This window comes from Stenotrophomonas sp. B2 (assembly GCF_014947095.1).
Taxonomy (GTDB): domain Bacteria; phylum Pseudomonadota; class Gammaproteobacteria; order Xanthomonadales; family Xanthomonadaceae; genus Stenotrophomonas; species Stenotrophomonas maltophilia_P.
The window spans coordinates 112,959-129,742 of record NZ_JADCQA010000015.1 but is presented as its reverse complement, the minus strand read 5'-3'; the positions used below and the strand labels follow the sequence as shown (position 1 = coordinate 129,742).

Annotated in this window: 12 protein-coding genes and 1 riboswitch; of the genes, 5 read left to right on the top strand and 7 right to left on the bottom strand. The window is 67.5% G+C overall.

The features are described 5' to 3' along the window. The first annotated feature begins 255 nt into the window (after positions 1–255). Positions 256–2,223, top strand: a complete 1,968-nt coding sequence (locus IMX13_RS16735) for a M2 family metallopeptidase (RefSeq protein ID WP_065174827.1) — start codon at positions 256–258, stop codon at positions 2,221–2,223. Positions 2,224–2,382: 159 nt separating this feature from the next. Here the strand turns inward: IMX13_RS16735 and IMX13_RS16730 are convergent, their stop codons facing one another. Then, positions 2,383–2,775: a hypothetical protein gene (locus IMX13_RS16730; protein WP_053519021.1), complete on the bottom strand. Its 393-nt coding sequence runs from the start codon at positions 2,773–2,775 to the stop codon at positions 2,383–2,385. A 90-nt stretch (positions 2,776–2,865) separates the two neighbouring features. Beyond that, positions 2,866–4,092, bottom strand: coding sequence for a multidrug effflux MFS transporter (locus tag IMX13_RS16725; RefSeq protein WP_111186352.1), 1,227 nt, complete (start codon positions 4,090–4,092; stop codon positions 2,866–2,868). Positions 4,093–4,393: 301 nt separating this feature from the next. After that, positions 4,394–4,496, top strand: a riboswitch (glycine riboswitch). 62 nt (positions 4,497–4,558) lie between these two features. Between IMX13_RS16725 and gcvP the strand changes: the two genes are divergently transcribed. Then, entirely contained in the window at positions 4,559–7,426 is a 2,868-nt protein-coding gene (gene gcvP / locus IMX13_RS16720; RefSeq protein WP_193396774.1) for an aminomethyl-transferring glycine dehydrogenase, read from the top strand. Between the two features lie 83 nt (positions 7,427–7,509). Here gcvP and IMX13_RS16715 read toward each other — a convergent pair whose 3' ends face one another. From IMX13_RS16715 to IMX13_RS16705, 3 genes are all read right to left on the bottom strand, one after another. After that, the gene (locus tag IMX13_RS16715) at positions 7,510–7,920 is read right to left on the bottom strand and encodes a VOC family protein (RefSeq protein WP_193396773.1); all 411 of its coding nucleotides are present in this window, start codon (positions 7,918–7,920) and stop codon (positions 7,510–7,512) included. Between the two features lie 100 nt (positions 7,921–8,020). Continuing rightward, positions 8,021–9,391, bottom strand: coding sequence for an amino acid permease (locus tag IMX13_RS16710; RefSeq protein WP_065174823.1), 1,371 nt, complete (start codon positions 9,389–9,391; stop codon positions 8,021–8,023). A gap of 82 nt (positions 9,392–9,473) precedes the next feature. Then, a complete protein-coding gene (locus IMX13_RS16705; protein WP_053519032.1) occupies positions 9,474–10,184 on the bottom strand; it encodes an AraC family transcriptional regulator in 711 nt (236 codons plus the stop codon). Positions 10,185–10,297: 113 nt separating this feature from the next. Here IMX13_RS16705 and IMX13_RS16700 point away from each other — a divergent pair, with 113 nt between their 5' ends. Both IMX13_RS16700 and IMX13_RS16695 read left to right on the top strand, forming a co-directional pair. Continuing rightward, positions 10,298–12,388, top strand: coding sequence for a catalase (locus tag IMX13_RS16700; protein WP_193396772.1), 2,091 nt, complete (start codon positions 10,298–10,300; stop codon positions 12,386–12,388). 35 nt (positions 12,389–12,423) lie between these two features. Then, positions 12,424–12,804: a hypothetical protein gene (locus tag IMX13_RS16695; RefSeq protein WP_193396771.1), complete on the top strand. Its 381-nt coding sequence runs from the start codon at positions 12,424–12,426 to the stop codon at positions 12,802–12,804. Between the two features lie 100 nt (positions 12,805–12,904). Here the strand turns inward: IMX13_RS16695 and IMX13_RS16690 are convergent, their stop codons facing one another. Continuing rightward, positions 12,905–13,696 (bottom strand): hypothetical protein, encoded by a 792-nt coding sequence (locus tag IMX13_RS16690; RefSeq protein ID WP_065174820.1) that lies wholly within the window; start codon positions 13,694–13,696, stop codon positions 12,905–12,907. 108 nt (positions 13,697–13,804) lie between these two features. Here IMX13_RS16690 and IMX13_RS16685 point away from each other — a divergent pair, with 108 nt between their 5' ends. Further along, complete coding sequence (locus IMX13_RS16685) at positions 13,805–14,596, top strand: hypothetical protein (RefSeq protein WP_193396770.1); 792 nt, start codon at positions 13,805–13,807, stop codon at positions 14,594–14,596. 55 nt (positions 14,597–14,651) lie between these two features. Here IMX13_RS16685 and IMX13_RS16680 read toward each other — a convergent pair whose 3' ends face one another. Then, the gene (locus tag IMX13_RS16680) at positions 14,652–16,778 is read right to left on the bottom strand and encodes a methyl-accepting chemotaxis protein (RefSeq protein ID WP_193396769.1); all 2,127 of its coding nucleotides are present in this window, start codon (positions 16,776–16,778) and stop codon (positions 14,652–14,654) included. Positions 16,779–16,784: the final 6 nt, after the last annotated feature.

Here is a 16,784-nt window from a genome sequence, read left to right as displayed (position 1 = left end):
TGTGGGCTTGCAGGACCGTTGGCGCCATGGATGGCGCCATCGAGCCCCAAGGATGGGTTTACGGCGTGTCCTGCAAGCCCACACCGCCCCGCCATCCGGATAGCCCGCTGTTGCTGTTGCTTCTGCCGTTGACGTGCCTTGGCTTCTGCGGGTGCAGGGCTGCAAGCCCTGCCGAACCCCACCAACCTTCCACACTTGCGGTGGGCACGCGCGCCCACTAGCCTTCGGCCGTCGTTCACCACCCAAGGACCGCCCGTGAAACACCGTCATCTCCTGCTGGCCGCTGCTGTCGCCGCCGCCACGCTGGCCCTGGCTGCCTGCAAGAAGGAAGCGTCCCCCGGCGCCGAGACCGCCGGCAGCAGCGCACCGGCCGGCGAGACCGCCGACCAGTTCGTTGCCCGCATCAATGCCGAATACAAGGCTGCCTATCCGGAGATGACCTCGGCGCAGTGGCTGTCTTCCACCTACATCAACAGCGATTCGGAGCGCATCGCGGCCAAGGCCAACGAGCGTTCACTGACCCAGCTCAACAGCTGGATCGAGCAGGCCGCGAAGTTCGAGGGCCAGCCGATGAGCGCAGACAGCAAGCGTGCGATCCATCTGCTGAAGCTGATGTCCTCGATGCCGGCACCGCGCGACCCGGCCAAGCTGGCCGAGCTGACCCAGATCGCCACCCGCATGGAGGGCAGCTACGGTGCCGGCAAGTACTGCACCGATGCCAACGACCCGGCCTCCTGCCGCCAGCTGGGGGAACTGGAACAGGTGCTGGCACGCAGCCGCGACTACGACGCGCAGCTTGACGCCTGGCAGGGCTGGCACAGCACCACGCGGAACATGCGTGGCGACTACCAGAAGTTCGTCAGCCTGGTGAACGAAGGTGCCAAGGGCATGGGCTTCACCGATGCCGGGCAGATGTGGCGCAGCGGCTATGACATGCCGCCGGAGCAGATCGGGCCGGAAACCGACCGCCTGTGGGAGCAGGTCAAGCCGATGTACGAGCAGCTGCACTGCTACGCGCGCGGCAAGCTGGACAAGACCTACGGCAAGGACAAGGCCGAGGTGGGTAATGGCCTGATCGCCGCGCACCTGCTGGGCAACATGTGGCAGCAGGACTGGTCCAACCTGTGGGACCAGCTGGAGCCCTATCCCGGTGCCGGAAGCCTGGACATCACCGCCGCACTGGAAAAGCAGTACCAGACCAACCTGAGTGCTGCGCTGGCCAAGGCTGGCAGGGATGCCAGCGTCGCGGGCCAGTACAGGGCACAGCGCGAAGCCGAACTGCGTACCGCGAAACAGATGACCGAGCGCGCACAGGATTTCTACGTGTCGCTGGGCATGCCCTCGCTGCCGCAGTCGTACTGGGACAAGACCCAGTTCATCAAGCCTGACGACCGTGACGTGGTCTGCCACGCCAGCGCCTGGGACATGAACATGGAAGGCGATGTGCGCACCAAGATGTGCATCAAGCCGAACGAAGAGAACTTCACCACCATCTATCACGAGCTGGGCCACATCTACTACGACCTGGCCTACAACCCGTTGCCGCCCCTGTTCCAGGGCGGCGCCAACGATGGCTTCCACGAAGCAATCGGCGACACGATCGTGCTGGCGATGACGCCCAAGTACCTGAATTCGATCGGTCTCGTTGATGCACCGCAGGAAAGCCGCGAGGCCGTGATCAACGCGCAGATGCGCATGGCGCTGTCGGGCGTTTCATTCCTGCCCTTCGGCCTGATGATCGACCGCTGGCGCTGGGGCGTGTTTGACGGATCGATCACCGCCGACAACTACAACAAGGCATGGTGGGACCTGAAGGCCAAATACCAGGGCGTTGCCCCGGCCAGCACCCGCGGCGAGGAGTTCTTCGATCCGGGCGCGAAGTACCACGTGCCGGGCAATACGCCGTACACCCGCTACTTCCTCGCCCGCATCCTGCAGTTCCAGTTCTACAAGGGCCTGTGCGATGCATCGGGTTACAAGGGCCCGCTGCACGAGTGCACCTTCTACGGCAACAAGGAAGCCGGCCAGAAGTACTGGGCGATGCTCAGCAAGGGCGCCAGCCAGCCGTGGCAGGCCACGCTGAAGGAGCTGACCGGCACCGACAAGCTGGACGCCGGCCCGATGATCGAGTACTTCAGCCCGGTCAATGAGTGGCTCAAGCAGCAGAACGAAGGCCAGATGTGCGGCTGGCAGGCCAGCGCTGCGGCCCCGGCGGCGAAATGAGAAAAGGGGCGGATCCGCGAGGATCCGCCCCTTTCGTTCCGGTAGCGGCGGGGCCCGCCCCGGGGCCGTGTTCGCACCCCGGCGCCCGCCGGGCCATGCCCGGCGTCCTTGATCGCACCGCTGCGCTCGCCGGGCATGGCCCGGCGCTACCCACACGGGTCAGCTGTTCTTCTTCGCCGCCATCGCGGCGGCCAGCTCGGCCTTGTATTCCTCGAAGGTCTGGCCCTTCTCCCTGGCCTCGGCCTGCGCGGCATCACGCAGCGCGTCGGAATACATCAGACGCACCGGCGTACCGTTGCGCTCGTGCAGTTCACCGGCCTGCATGATCAACGCCAGCACCTGCGCGGCGCTCTCGCTATGCCCGGCGATACGGCCATCCATGCCCAGCACCCACTCGCCATCGCGGCGCACGACACCTGCCAGCAGCGTGCGCTGCGCATCGCGCAGTTCGGCATGCGGCTCCACCGGCGAAGTCTGGGCAGCGGCCTTGTTGGCAGCCTTCTCTTCCTGGCGGCGGCGCTGGTCGCGACGGGTCTTGGAGGTGGTGGACATGGGGGCGGCATCGCTACGGGGGGCGCAAGGATAGCGCACCCCGCCCGTTGCGCCGCTTCACGGGTCGCCCGCCACCGCCCCTGCGGCCGGTCAGAGGCCCGTGGCCACGGCCTGCACTGCGCGCTCACGGCGGTGTTCCCAGTACCAGAACACAAACCCGGCGGCGAAGAAGCCGGCCTGGCCCAGCGCCAGATGCAGCGGGCTGGCACTGAGCAGGGGCGACACGACGCCGGCCACCACGGTGCTGACCATCAGCTGCGCGAAGGCCTGCAGCGACGAGGCCAGGCCGCGCTGGTGCGGATACATGTCGAGCACGGCCAGCGCCAGGATCGGGAAGATCAGCGCCATGCCCATGCCGCCCAGGAAAATGGGCAGTACCGCCCACGGCAGCGCGAACTGCGGCGCCAGCACCACGTAGCCGACGTTGAGCAGTGTCGACAGCGCGCACAGGGAGAAGCCGATGGTTACCTGCCGGGTCGGCGTGGTGTGCCCGGCCATGCGCCCGGACAGGAACGCGCCGGCCGTCATGCCACCGATGGTGGGAATGAACAGCCAGGCGAAGTCGCCTTCGCCCAGATGCAGGTGCTGCATCACGAACACCGGCGCGGACGCGATGTACAGGAAAATGCCGCCGAAGCCGATGCTGCCGGCCAGTGCCAGGCGCAGGAAACGCGGGTTGAAGCCGATGCGCACATAGTCACGCAGCAGTGCGCGCGGCGACAGCGGTACCCGCGCCTCCGGCGGATGCGTTTCCGGCAGGAAGCGCGCGGTGGCCACCAGCAGCACCAGCGAGAACACCACGAGGAACCAGAAGATCAGCGGCCAGCCGGCACCGCTGAGCAGAATCCAGCCACCGATGATCGGGGCGATGGCCGGCGCGATGCCGAACAGCATCGAGACCTGGCTCATCAACCGCTGGGCGTCATGGCCGTGGTACAGGTCACGGATCACCGCGCGGCCGACGATCATGCCCACGCCCGCCGACAGGCCCTGCAGCGCGCGGAACGCCAGCAGGGTCGGCAGGTCAGTGGACAGCGCGCAGCCGACCGAGGCCCCGGCAAACACCACCAGGCCGCCGAGAATCACCCGCTTGCGGCCCCAGGCATCGGACAGCGGCCCGTGCGCCAGGCTCATCAGGCCATAGAACAGCAGGTAGACGCTGATGGTCTGCTGGACGGCCACCTCATCCACCGCCAGGCGCTGGGCCAGCTGCGGGAAGGCCGGGAAAATGGTGTCGATGGAGAACGGGCCGAACATGGCCAGGCCCGCGAGCAGCAGGGCCATGCGACGGGTGGACGGAGCAACAGCGGCGGTCATGTGAACGGTGTCCGGCAAGGCCATGCGCGGCACGCACGGCGGGCGCCGGTCCCGCTGCAGCAGGGACGGCGCCAGATGAATTCGGGTATCCGCCCATCATAGGCGGGGAATGCGCCCGATGCCATGCAGCACCGCACAAAACGCACGCCCCGGGCCATCGGCCATTCAGGCGCCGACCCTGCCCGGGCGGCCCCGGCAGCAGGCCATAACCGGCTATAATCGGCGGGCAACACGGTGGGAGAAGCGGAACACCGCTGCCGAAGGCGCAACGCCCGTAATCGCTCAGGCCCGATACCACCCGCAACACAACTCTGGAGAGACCGGTTCGATCCGGCGCCGAAGGGGCACGAAGCTGCGGCCAGCCGCGCTTCCAAACTCTCAGGCAAAAGGACAGAGGGGCGCCCCGCAGCCCGCCATCCGGCGGCCTGTGCCCGTGCGTGTGCCCTTTCTTGACGGATCCTTCGCCATGTCCCAGAACACCCCTTCCCTGCGTGAGCTCGAGCACCACAGTGCGTTCGTCGAGCGTCATATCGGCCCCAACGACGCCGAGATCGCGCAGATGCTCGACGTCGTCGGCCACGCGTCGCTGGATGCGATGACCGATGCCATCGTGCCGGCCAAGATCAAGTCGCCGGCAGCGCTGGCGCTGCCGGAGTCGATCACCGAAGTGGAGGCGCTGGCGAAGATCCGCGCGATCGCCGACAAGAACACCGTGCTGCGCAGCTTCATCGGCCAGGGGTATTACGGCACCCACACGCCGAACGTGATCCTGCGCAACATCCTGGAAAACCCGGCCTGGTACACCGCCTACACCCCGTACCAGGCAGAGATCTCGCAGGGCCGCATGGAAGCGCTGATCAACTTCCAGACCCTGTGCGCCGACCTGACCGGCATGGAGATCGCCAACGCCTCGCTGCTGGACGAAGCCACCGCAGCGGCCGAAGCGATGACCCTGGCCAAGCGTTCGGCCAAGTCGAAGTCGGACACCTTCTTCGTGCACGATGCCGTGCACCCGCAGACCCTGGAGCTGCTGCGCACCCGCGCCGAGCCCATGGGCATCGTGCTGCGCGTCGGCACCCCGGCCGAAGCGCTGGAAGCGGACAGCTTCGGCGTGCTGCTGCAGTACCCGGATACGTTCGGCCAGGTGGCCGACTACCGGGCACTGGTCGAGGCCGTGCATGCACGCGGCGGCCTGGTCGCCGTGGCCACCGATCTGCTGGCGCTGACCCTGCTCGCCGCACCGGGCGAATGGGGCGCGGACATCGTGGTCGGCAACAGCCAGCGTTTCGGCGTGCCGTTCGGCTTCGGTGGCCCGCACGCGGCGTTCATGGCCTGCCGCGACGCCTACAAGCGCTCGATGCCCGGCCGCCTGATCGGCGTCTCGATCGATGCGCAGGGCAACCCGGCCTACCGCCTGACCCTGCAGACCCGCGAGCAGCATATCCGCCGCGAGAAGGCCACCTCCAACATCTGTACCGCACAGGTCCTGCTGGCGGTGATGGCCTCGATGTACGCCGTCTACCACGGTCCGGAAGGCCTGACCCGCATCGCCCGCCGCACCCACCGCCTGGCCGCGATCCTGGCCGCCGCACTGCGCAAGGCCGGCGTGCAGGTTGCTGGCAACTTCTTCGACACCCTGCACGTCACCGGTGTGCACGCCGATGAGATCCACGCCAAGGCGCGCGCCGCCGGCTACAACCTGCGCGCGATCGACAGCGACTCGGTCGGCATCAGCCTGGACGAGACCGCCACCCGCGCCGATGTGGTTGCGCTGGCCGCCGTCTTCGGTGCCCAAGCCGATGTGGATGCGCTGGATGCCAGCACCGCCGACGCGCTGCCGGCCGGGCTGCTGCGCCAGTCCGCGTTCCTGACCCATCCGGTGTTCAACACGCACCACAGCGAGCACGAACTGCTGCGCTACCTGCGCTCACTGGCCGACAAGGACCTGGCGATGGACCGCACGATGATCCCGCTGGGCTCGTGCACCATGAAGCTCAACGCCACCGCCGAGATGATCCCGGTGACCTGGCCGGAGTTCTCGCAGATCCATCCGCTGGTGCCGGCCGACCAGGCACTGGGCTACAAGGAACTGATCGAGTCGCTGGAAGCGATGCTGGTCGAATGCACCGGCTACGATGCGGTCAGCCTGCAGCCGAACTCGGGTGCACAGGGCGAGTACGCCGGCCTGCTGGCGATCCGCGCCTACCACCGCTCGCGTGGTGAGGAGCATCGCGACATCTGCCTGATTCCGGATTCGGCCCACGGTACCAACCCGGCCTCGGCACAGATGTGCGGCATGAAGGTGGTGGTCACCAAGACCGATGCCAACGGCAATGTCGATGTCGAGGACATCCGCCTCAACGCCGAGAAGTACAGCGACCGCCTGGCCGCGATCATGATGACCTACCCGTCCACGCACGGCGTGTTCGAGGAGGAGGTGGTCGAGATCTGCGAGATCATCCACAAGCACGGCGGCCAGGTGTACACCGACGGTGCCAACATGAACGCCCTGGTCGGCGTGGCCAAGCCGGGCAAGTGGGGTTCGGACGTTTCCCACCTGAACCTGCACAAGACCTTCTGCATCCCGCACGGCGGCGGCGGCCCGGGCGTCGGCCCGTGCGCGGTCAAGGCGCACCTGGCCCCGTTCCTGCCGGGCAAGCTGGGTGACAACGGCCCCGTCGGCATGGTCAGCGCCGCCAGCTTCGGCAGCGCCTCGATCCTGCCGATCAGCTGGATGTACATCGCGATGATGGGCCGCGAGGGCCTGCGCAAGGCGACCCAGGTCGCGCAGCTCAATGCCAACTACATCGCCAAGCGCCTGGCGCCGCACTTCAGGACGCTGTACACCGGCCGCAACGGCCTGGTGGCGCATGAGTGCATCCTCGATGTGCGCCCGCTGGAGAAGAGCAGCGGCATCGGCGCCGAGGACGTGGCCAAGCGCCTGATCGACTTCGGCTTCCACGCGCCGACGCTGAGCTTCCCGGTGGCCGGCACGCTGATGGTCGAGCCCACCGAAAGCGAGTCGCTGCATGAGCTGGACCGCTTCATCGACGCCATGATCCAGATCCGCGAGGAAATCCGTGCGATCGAGGATGGCCGCCTGGACCGCGAGGACAATCCGCTGAAGAACGCGCCGCACACCGCCACCGCGGTGACGGCCAGCGAGTGGACCCACGCCTACCCGCGCGAGCTGGCCGCCTTCCCGCTGCCCAGCCTGAAGCTGCAGAAGTACTGGCCGCCGGTGGCCCGCGTCGACAACGTCTACGGCGACAAGAACGTGATGTGCGCCTGCATCCCGGTCGACGCCTACAAGGACGATGAAGTCGAAGCGTGATTGACGGAACGGCCCGCGCAAGCGGGCCGTTTTCGTTTACGGTAGCGCCGGGCCATGCCCGGCGAGCGCAGCGGCTGAACCGATCACGGATCCGGCATCTGCCCCAGGCTCAACTGCCAGGACACACCGAACCGGTCCTGCACCCAGCCGTAGCGATTGCTGAAATCGTAGTCGCCCACCGGCATCAGCCAGTGCCCGCCCTCGCCCAGCACGCGCGCCGCGTGCTCGAACTGTTCGGCGCCACCGCACTCGACGAACAGCGAGATCGACGGACTGAAGGTGAAGTCGTGCACATCCAGGCTGTCGAAGCACAGATAGTTGGTGCCGCCGAGCATGAAGGTCGCCTGCCGCACCTGGCCGGGTACTCCCGCCCCTGCGCCGTCGGGATGGCGTTGCAGGGCAAGCAGCCGGAAATCGGCGAACGCCTCGGCGTACAGGGCCAGGGCCGCCTCGGCCTGGCCGGTGAACATCAGGAACGGACGACTGCGCAGCATGGGGTGCTCCAGTTCAGCGGGCCGATGACGGCCCCACGAACAGGATGGCACGCGGGATGTATGCCCGCTGTAGAGCCGAGCCCACGCTCGGCTGTACGGATCAGGCCTCGCGCATGCGGCGCGCGATGGCACTGCCGGCCGCGATCGTGGCGGTCAGGGCCACCATCGACAGGAACTGCAGGCGCGTATGCGCCTCGCTCAGCAGCAGGCCGAAGATCAGTGCCAGGATCGCCAGGGCGCAGCAGGTCAGCCACGGGAAACCGGCCATGCGGAACGGCAGGCGCGAGCCGAGGCGGTCCGCACGGCGGCGCAGCACCAGTTGAGAAAGCAGCGACAGCGTCCACACCAGCAGGCAGGTCGAGCCGACGATGTTCAGCAGTACCGGCAGCACCTTGTCCGGGAACAGCAGTTCCATCACCGTCGCGGCAAACCCGAACAGCACGCTGGCCAGAACGGCGATCACCGGCACCTGCCGCGGGTCGGTCCAGCCCAGCACGGCCGGTGCCTCGCGGCGCTGCGCCAGCGAATACATCATCCGCGACGCGCCGTAGAGGTTGGCGTTGAGGGCCGACAGCAGGGCGATCACTGCGATCAGCGTGATGGCCGTGCCCGCCCCCGGAATGCGGGCCGCATCCAGCACCGCGGCGAACGGCGACTTCAGCGCTTCGCTGGTCCACGGCACCACGGCGATGATCACGCTCAGCGAGCCGATGTAGAACACCAGGATGCGCCAGGCCACGGTGCGGATGGCGCGGGCGATGCTGCGCTCGGGATCCTCGGTCTCGGCCGCGGCAACGGCCACGATCTCGGTGCCGCCGAAGGCGAACACCACCACCAGCAGGGCTGCGCCGATACCGGCCAGGCCCTGCGGTGCAAAACCGCCGTGTGCGGTGAAGTTGCTCAGTCCCGGAGAGGTCACCTGCGGTAGCCAGCCCATCAGCAGCGCGAAACCGATGGCGATGAACGCCAGGATCGCCACCACCTTGAGAATGGCGAACCAGAACTCGAACTCACCGAAATTCCTGACCCCCAGCAGGTTGATCGCGGTGAAGAACAGCATGAACGCCAGGGCGGCCATCGGCACCGGAATGGCCGGCCAGACCGTGGCCAGCAGGCCCGCCGCTCCCACGGCCTCGGCGGCGATCACGATCACCAGCTGTACCCACCAGAGCCAGCCGACAGTCGCCCCTGCCGTGGCGCCCATGGCGTCGGCGGCATAGACCGAGAACGCGCCGCTGGTCGGCTTGGCCGCCGCCATTTCGCCCAGCGCGTTCATCACGATGATCACCAGTGCGCCGGCCACCAGGTACGACACCAGCACCGCCGGGCCGGCCGCCTGTACGCCCACACCGGACCCCAGGAACAGGCCCGCGCCGATGGCGCTGCCCAACCCCATCATGATCAGCTGGCGTGGCTTGAGCGAATGGCCCAGGCGGGAGGGCGAGGCAGGCGTAACGGGGCTGGCGGGCATCGGCAGGAGTGGGCGGCGGCTACAGGGGCGTCACCTTACCCTGTCCCGCGCCTGTGGGGATAGGCACAGTGCAGCAGGCCGCTCAGGCCAGCGCCGGCTCGCCGATGCGGGCGCGGTAGGCGCGCGGCGAGAAACCGGTTTCGGCCTTGAACTTGCGGGTGAACGCGCTCTGGTCACTGAACCCGCAGGCCTGGCCGATGCAGGCGATGCTGTCGTCGCCATGCAGCAGATGCATGGCCATCTGGATCCGCAGCCGCGTCAGCACCTGCTGCGGGGTCATCTGGAACACCTTGCGGAAGCTGCGCTCCAGCTTGGACAGCGAGAACCCGGTGATGTCCAGCAATGTCTGCATGCGCACGTTCTCGGCGTAATGCGCGTTGAGATGGGCCAGGGCCAGCCGCAGCTGCTCGTACTGGGTTCCCAGGCTGTCCTTCTGGCCCAGGTCGCGCGAGATGCCGATCAGGCCCTCGATGCTGCCGTCGACCACCAGCGGCCGCTTGCAGGTCAGGCACCAGCCCGGCTCGCGGTTGGCGAACAGGTGCAGCTCCATCAGGTTCTCGATCACCTCGCCGGACAGCACGCGTGCGTCCTGGTCGACATAGTCCGCACTGAGGCCGGTCGGGTAGATCTCGGCCGCGGTACGCCCGATCACGTCCTTGCGCGCGCGCAGGCCCAGCCGCCGCAGCATGGTCTGGTTGACGTGGGTGTAACGGCCCTGGCGGTCCTTGATGAAGAACAGCACGTCCGGGATGGCGTCGAACAGGGCTTCGATGTCGGCAGGCTCGACTCGCATGCGCCAAGCATAGCCGAGGCGTCCTTGTCCGCGCGATCACCTGCGCGGGACCGGGGCTTAACGTCTGGCGCGCGAGGGTAGAGGTTGACTTCCCCGCTACAGGACCTGGACCCATGGCCGCCAGCAAGCCCTCCGGCAAGCGCGCACCCGCCCCCTCCCCCGACCATCGCCGTGGCGACGGCGACGAACTGCACCTGCACGCCGGCGGCACGCACCCCCCGATGACCACGGCCCAGGGCATCCCCGTCGCCGACAACCAGAACTCGCTGCGCCAGGGCCCACGAGGCCCCACTCTGCTGGAGGACTTCATCCTCCGCGAGAAGATCACCCACTTCGACCATGAGCGCATCCCGGAGCGCATCGTGCATGCCCGCGGCAGCGCCGCCCACGGCTATTTCGAACTCACTCACTCGCTGGCCAAGTACACCCGTGCGCGCATCCTTGGCGAAGTCGGAAAGAAGACTCCGGTGTTCACCCGCTTTTCCACCGTGGCCGGCGGTGCCGGGTCGGTCGACACCCCCCGCGACGTGCGGGGTTTCGCGGTGAAGTTCTACACCCCTGAAGGCAACTGGGACCTGGTGGGCAACAACATCCCGGTGTTCTTCATCCAGGACGCAATGAAGTTTCCCGACCTGGTGCATGCGGTGAAGATGGAACCGGACCGCGCGTTCCCGCAGGCAGCGAGCGCGCACGACACGTTCTGGGACTTCATTTCGTTGATGCCCGAATCGATGCACATGATCATGTGGGCGATGAGCGACCGCGCCATTCCACGCTCGCTGCGCATGATCGAAGGCTTCGGCGTGCACAGCTTCCGCCTGTTGAACGAGGCCGGCGACTCCACCTTCGTCAAATTCCACTGGCGGCCGAAGCTGGGCATCCAGTCCACGGTGTGGGACGAGGCGTTGAAGCTGCAGGCCGCGGACAACGATTTCCATCGGCGCGACCTGTTCGAGGCGATCGAGCGTGGCGACTTCCCCGAATGGGAACTGGCCGTGCAGCTGTTCACGGAAGAGGAGGCCGACGCATTTCCGTTCGATCACCTGGACCCGACCAAGATCATTCCCGAATCGCTGGTGCCGCTGAAGGTGATCGGGCGCATGGTGCTGGATCGCTGGCCGGACAACTTCTTCGCCGAAACCGAGCAGGTGGCCTTCTGCCCGGCCAACGTGCCGCCCGGCATCGACTTCAGCAACGACCCGCTGCTGCAGGGCCGGCTGTTCTCCTACCTGGATACCCAGCTGATCCGCCTGGGCGGGCCCAACTTCCACCAGATCCCGGTGAATGCGCCAAAGTGCCCGTTTGCCAACCACCAGCGCGATGGGCATATGCAGATGCAGGTGCCCAAGGGCCGCGTGGCCTACGACCCCAGTTCGCTGGAGGACGACAGCCCGCGCGAGACACCGGCCGGATTCCGCAGCCATGCCAGCGCGGATGACGGCCGCAAGGGGCGCACGCGTGCCGAGAGCTTCGCCGACCATTACAGCCAGGCACGGATGTTCTTCCGCAGCCTGGAAGCACCCGAGCAGGCCCATCTGGCCTCGGCACTGGTATTCGAGCTGTCCAAGGTGGAAACGCCCAAAGTGCGCGTGCGTACCGTCAGCCACCTGCGCAACATCGACGAAACCCTCGCGCAGCGGGTGGCGGAAGGACTGGCGCTGCCCACCCTGCCCGACCCGGCACCCACTGCTACGCCGGCGCAGGACATGCCCCCCGCACCGGAAGTCCGCGTGATCGGTCGCAACAAACCCACCCTGCAAGGGCGCTGCATCGGCATCCTGTTTGATGAAGGCTCCGATGCCGGTGTCATCAGCAGCCTGCGCAAGGCCGCAGAGAAGGCCGGCGCCGCGGTGAAGCTGGTGGCTCCCAAGGTGGGCGGCGCCACCCTGAGCAACGGCAAGCTGCAAGCGGCCGACGGGCAACTGGCGGGGACCCCATCGGCGGTGTTCGATGCGGTCGCGATCGTGCTCAGCGAGGAGGCCGGCAAGCGGCTGTCCAGCGACAGTGCGGGGCTGGAATTTGCCAGCACCGCGTGGGCACACCTGAAGGCCATCGGCAGCGATGAAGGAGGCCGGGTGCTGCTCAAGGCGGCGCGCGTGGGCAAGGATGCAGGCATCGTCGACGCGGGCGATGCCGGCGCTTTCCTCGCCGTCGCCGCCACCCGCCAGTGGGCCCGCGAACCGAAGCTGCGGCAACTGGCCTGACCGCCTCACCCCCATCGCCTGCAAGGAGACGTGTCATGCCCCGTGGAGACAAATCCGCCTATACCGACAAGCAGAAGCGCCAGGCCGAACACATCGAGGAAAGCGAGCGCGAGCGTGGTGCCAGTGAGAGCACCGCCGAGCGCATCGCGTGGGCCACCGTGAACAAGCAGGATGGCGGAGGCAAGCGCAGTGGCAGTGCCCGCAAGGGCGCCAAGAAGACTGCGAAGAAGGCGGCGAAGAAAGCACCGGCGAAGAAGGCCGCAAAGAAGACTGTCGCGAAGAAAGCGCCCGCGAAGAAGTCCACCGCCAGCACGCGCAGTGCGGCCGCGAAGAAGGCAGCGGCAACCCGGGCGGCAAAGAAGGCGGCACGCTCGACCGCCGCGAAGAAGGCCGCGCGGACCCGCGCAGGCGGTTGAGATGCACCCGGCAGCGCAGCGGGCACACGATGCCTGCGGCCCTGCACGGTGACGTGGCGCACGCCGGGCAGCATCAGCACCCGGCGGCGCCACGGCTCAGTCAATCGCCGGCCCGGCCCTTGGGCGCGGGTGCCGCCACGGCCACCGCCTGCAGCTTGCGCACCGCAGCGATCGGAATCGCTTCGGCCCGTCGCTGCTGCGGCCACCAGACGAACAGGAATGCGCTGCTGGAGCCCAACAGGCGCGCGGTGCCGGGCAAGGGCGCCGCGTCGCCGTTCAACTGCAGGCGGATCACTTCCCCACGTCCCTCGTTGCGGATCTGCTGCCCCCGCACCTGCACGTAGTTGGCCGCGCCGATGGCCATGAACGCAGCCACGGCCAGGGTCATCGCCGTCAGCGGCCGCAGACCTACGCCCTCCCAGCTGGTCAGTACCGAGCGCATGAGCACCGCCCGCCATGCCCAGTTGCGTGCGCGCAGTTGCTCGAGCTTGGCCGCATTGCGCATCCGTAGCGTTTCCGGCCAGCTCACCAGCAGCACCAGCAGCACGCCCGCAGCCAGCAGCAGTGCATAGGCCGGGTCACGGATGCCGGCCACCAGGAAATCGCTGGGCTGCAGGTAATCCAGAATCGACAGCTCGAATCCCCGGTAGAACCAGAAGCTGCACCACAGCCCCAGCAGCGACACCAGCAGATAGGCAGTGGTGAACAGCAGTGCCGGCTCACGGCGCATGCGGGACAGCGCCTGCATCACCGCCGAGTCATCATCACCACGGGTCAGCGGCAGCATCGACCAGTCGGTCGCTGCTTCCGGCTCCGGTGGCGCCGCAGCCACCTCGATGCCCTGCACCCGCGGCACATCGCCATAGGTCCCTTCCGGTTCCCTGTTGTCCATGCCCGCTCCCCTTTTCAGCGAGCATCGCCGAAAAAGGTGGCGCGCGGTAGACCACCGGCCTGCGGCATACTCCACGGTGCCGCAGGGCGCAGAGCGGAGGAAAGGGCCATGAAACGATGGACTGGCATGTTGGGGCTGCTGGCGTGGCTCTGCGCCGCGTCACCGGCCGTTTCCGGCAATGCGCGGGCTCCCGCCGCGCCAGCGGACGATGTGGGTACCGCGCAGGCCGTCGCACAGGCTGAAGCGCGTGGCCGGCAGATGTTCGAGCACGACCTGGCGGCCGAGCGCGCAACTGACGCCCTGCTCGAACAGGGCATGCGCGGCGACACCCGGGTAAGGGGCTGGATAACCGAACAGCGCGGCAGCCACTACGAAGTCAGCATGATCGGCGACGGCGCAATGGTCCTGTATCGGGCCGCCACCGACGCGCAGGGAAGGATGACCGGCGCAACCGAGACTCTGGATGTTCCAGCGGCGCCAACGACCTACCAGGCCGGCGCTGCCGCCGCACGGGCGCTGGCGTTGAACAGCGCCTTCGACGCCTGCGCGCAGACCCACAACAGCGTGGTTCTTCCGGCGCCCGGTACGGCCGCCGATACGTGGACGGTCTACCTGCTGCCCGCCACCACCGATCCTGCCGTAGTTCCGCTGGGCGGCACGCATCGTCTCGACATCGCCCACGGTCGGATCGTCTCCCGCCGCGCCTTCACCCACAGCTGCATCCAGCTGAAGCGTGCGCCACCCGGTGCGGCGATGTTCATCACCCATCTGCAGGACCCGACACCGACCGAGATCCATGTGTTCTGGAGCCTGTGGGCCCGCTCGCCGCTGTACGTCTCCACGGGTAAGGACGTGATCTGGAAGATCGAGGACGGCCGCATCCGCCGCATGCAGGACTGACCGGCCACCACGCGCGAACACGTGGCGGCCCGTGCCTGCAGGCGGCTGCCGACGGTCAGGCCGCGCGTGCTGCCACCGTGCGGGCTGCACCGCTCTGCTCGATATGGAACACCGCGACCGACGCGGTCAGCGCATTGGCCTGCTCTTCCAGCGCGCGGCTGGCGGCAGTGGCTTCTTCCACCAGTGCGGCATTCTGCTGGGTCACCTGATCCATCTGCACCACCACCTGATTGACCTGTTCGATGCCGGCCGCCTGTTCCTTGCTCGCCGCAGCGATGTCACTCATCAGCTGGTTGGTGCGTGCGCTGGCCTGTGCCAAGCGGGCAATGGCCGCTTCCGACTCGACCGTGACCGCCAGACCGCTCTGCACCTTGCCTGCCGCCTCTTCGATGAGTTCCTTGATCTCCCTGGCGGCGATGCCCGCACGCTGCGCCAGCGTGCGCACTTCACTGGCGACCACGGCAAAGCCGCGGCCCTGCTCACCCGCGCGGGCAGCTTCCACCGCAGCGTTCAAGGCCAGGATGTTGGTCTGGAAGGCGATGCCATCGATGACCGTGGAGATTTCCGAGATGCGCGCCGAGGACTGATCGATCTCTCCCATCACAGACGCCATCTGTGCCATTGCCTGTTCGGTGGCCCGCACCGCCGCGCCGGCAGCGTGTGCCTCGCTGTCGGCCTGGCGGGCCAGCTCAGCATTCTGGCGGACGGTCGAGGTGAGTTCTTCCATCGATGCCGCCGCTTCTTCCAGGTTGGCGGCCTGCTGTTCGGTACGGCGGGACAGGTCGCTGTTGCCGGCGGCGAGCTCCTGCGCGGCAGTGTTGATACTGTCGGCAGCATCCTGGATGCCACGCACGATGCCGGTCAGCTGGGCCGTGGTGGTGTTGGCATCGTCGCGCATGCGGGCGAATACGCCATCGTAGTGACCGTCCATGCGCGCAGTGAGGTCGCCCCCGGAGATCGCGCGCAGCACATCGGAGACGTCGGCGATGCTGGCCTGCGAACTGGCCATCATGCCGTTGAGCTGCTCGACCATCGCCCTGAACTGATACTGGAACGCACTGGCATCCCCACGCACGCTGAAATCTCCGGCGCGCGCCGCGCGGACCAGGTCGTCAATCTGGGTGTTGACCGCCAGCAGGCTCTGTTTCACTGCGGCCAGGGTGCGGGTCAGCGTACCCTTCTCGCCGGGATAGTCCGGAAGGTCGCGGCTGAGGTCGCCGATGGCATAGCGCTGCATGACCTCGGCCATCAGCAGTTCCACCTGCACGTGTGATTCCACCAGGCTGTTGGTGGCCTGCACCATGCGCCCGAAATCGCCTGGAAACGCGCTGGCGTCCATGCGGTAGCGGATCGCACCCGCCTCGTGCTGCTCGGCCATGTGCATCTGCGCCCCGATGGCGGCCTGCACGCTCTGCCGCACGCTGGCCATCGCCTCGCCCAGCCGGGTCAGCTCGTCACGGCCGCCGAGGCGGAATTCCTGGTCCAGCTGGCCCTTGGACAGGCGCTCGGCCAGGTTCACCGCGCGTGCCAGCGGACCGGTCAGGCTGCGACCGATCATCACCGAGGCGGCAATGCCGACCAGCAGGGCCACGCCTCCCAGCACCAGCAACTGCAGCAGACTGCGTTCACCCAGGCGGATCGCCTCGGCGGCGGCCTCGCGGCTTTCCTTCTCTTCGAAGTCGACTCCCTCGGACAACGCCTTGTTCCAGCCGTTGGCCGCTTCCTGCACCGGCCCCAGGGTCAGTGCCACGGCAGCGGGGTAGTCGCCCTGCTCCATCAGTTCGCTGGTCTGCTTGTTGAGCGGGCGCGCAAGGGCGCGCTTGGCCGCGATGGTTTCAGCGATGGCCTTGCCCTCTGCATCGCCCGGCAGTGCCTGATAGGCGGACCAATCCGCCTCGTAGCGCTTGACCAGGTCGGCAATGCGCTTCTCGTCGCTGCCGCGGTCTTCGCCCTGGCGGATCAGCATTTCGCGGCGCACTACCATCATCTGGTTGTTGGCATCGAGCATCTGCGACAGCAGGCGTACCTTGGCCACACTGACGTCGACCACCTGCTGCATCGCGCGCTTCTGCACGACACTGGCGGTGGCGCCGGTGGCCACCACGGCCGCGACCAGCAGCAGCAACAGGCCAAAGCCCAGCCCAAGACGCCAGGCAACCCTGACATTCCTCAAGTAATCCATGGGTAC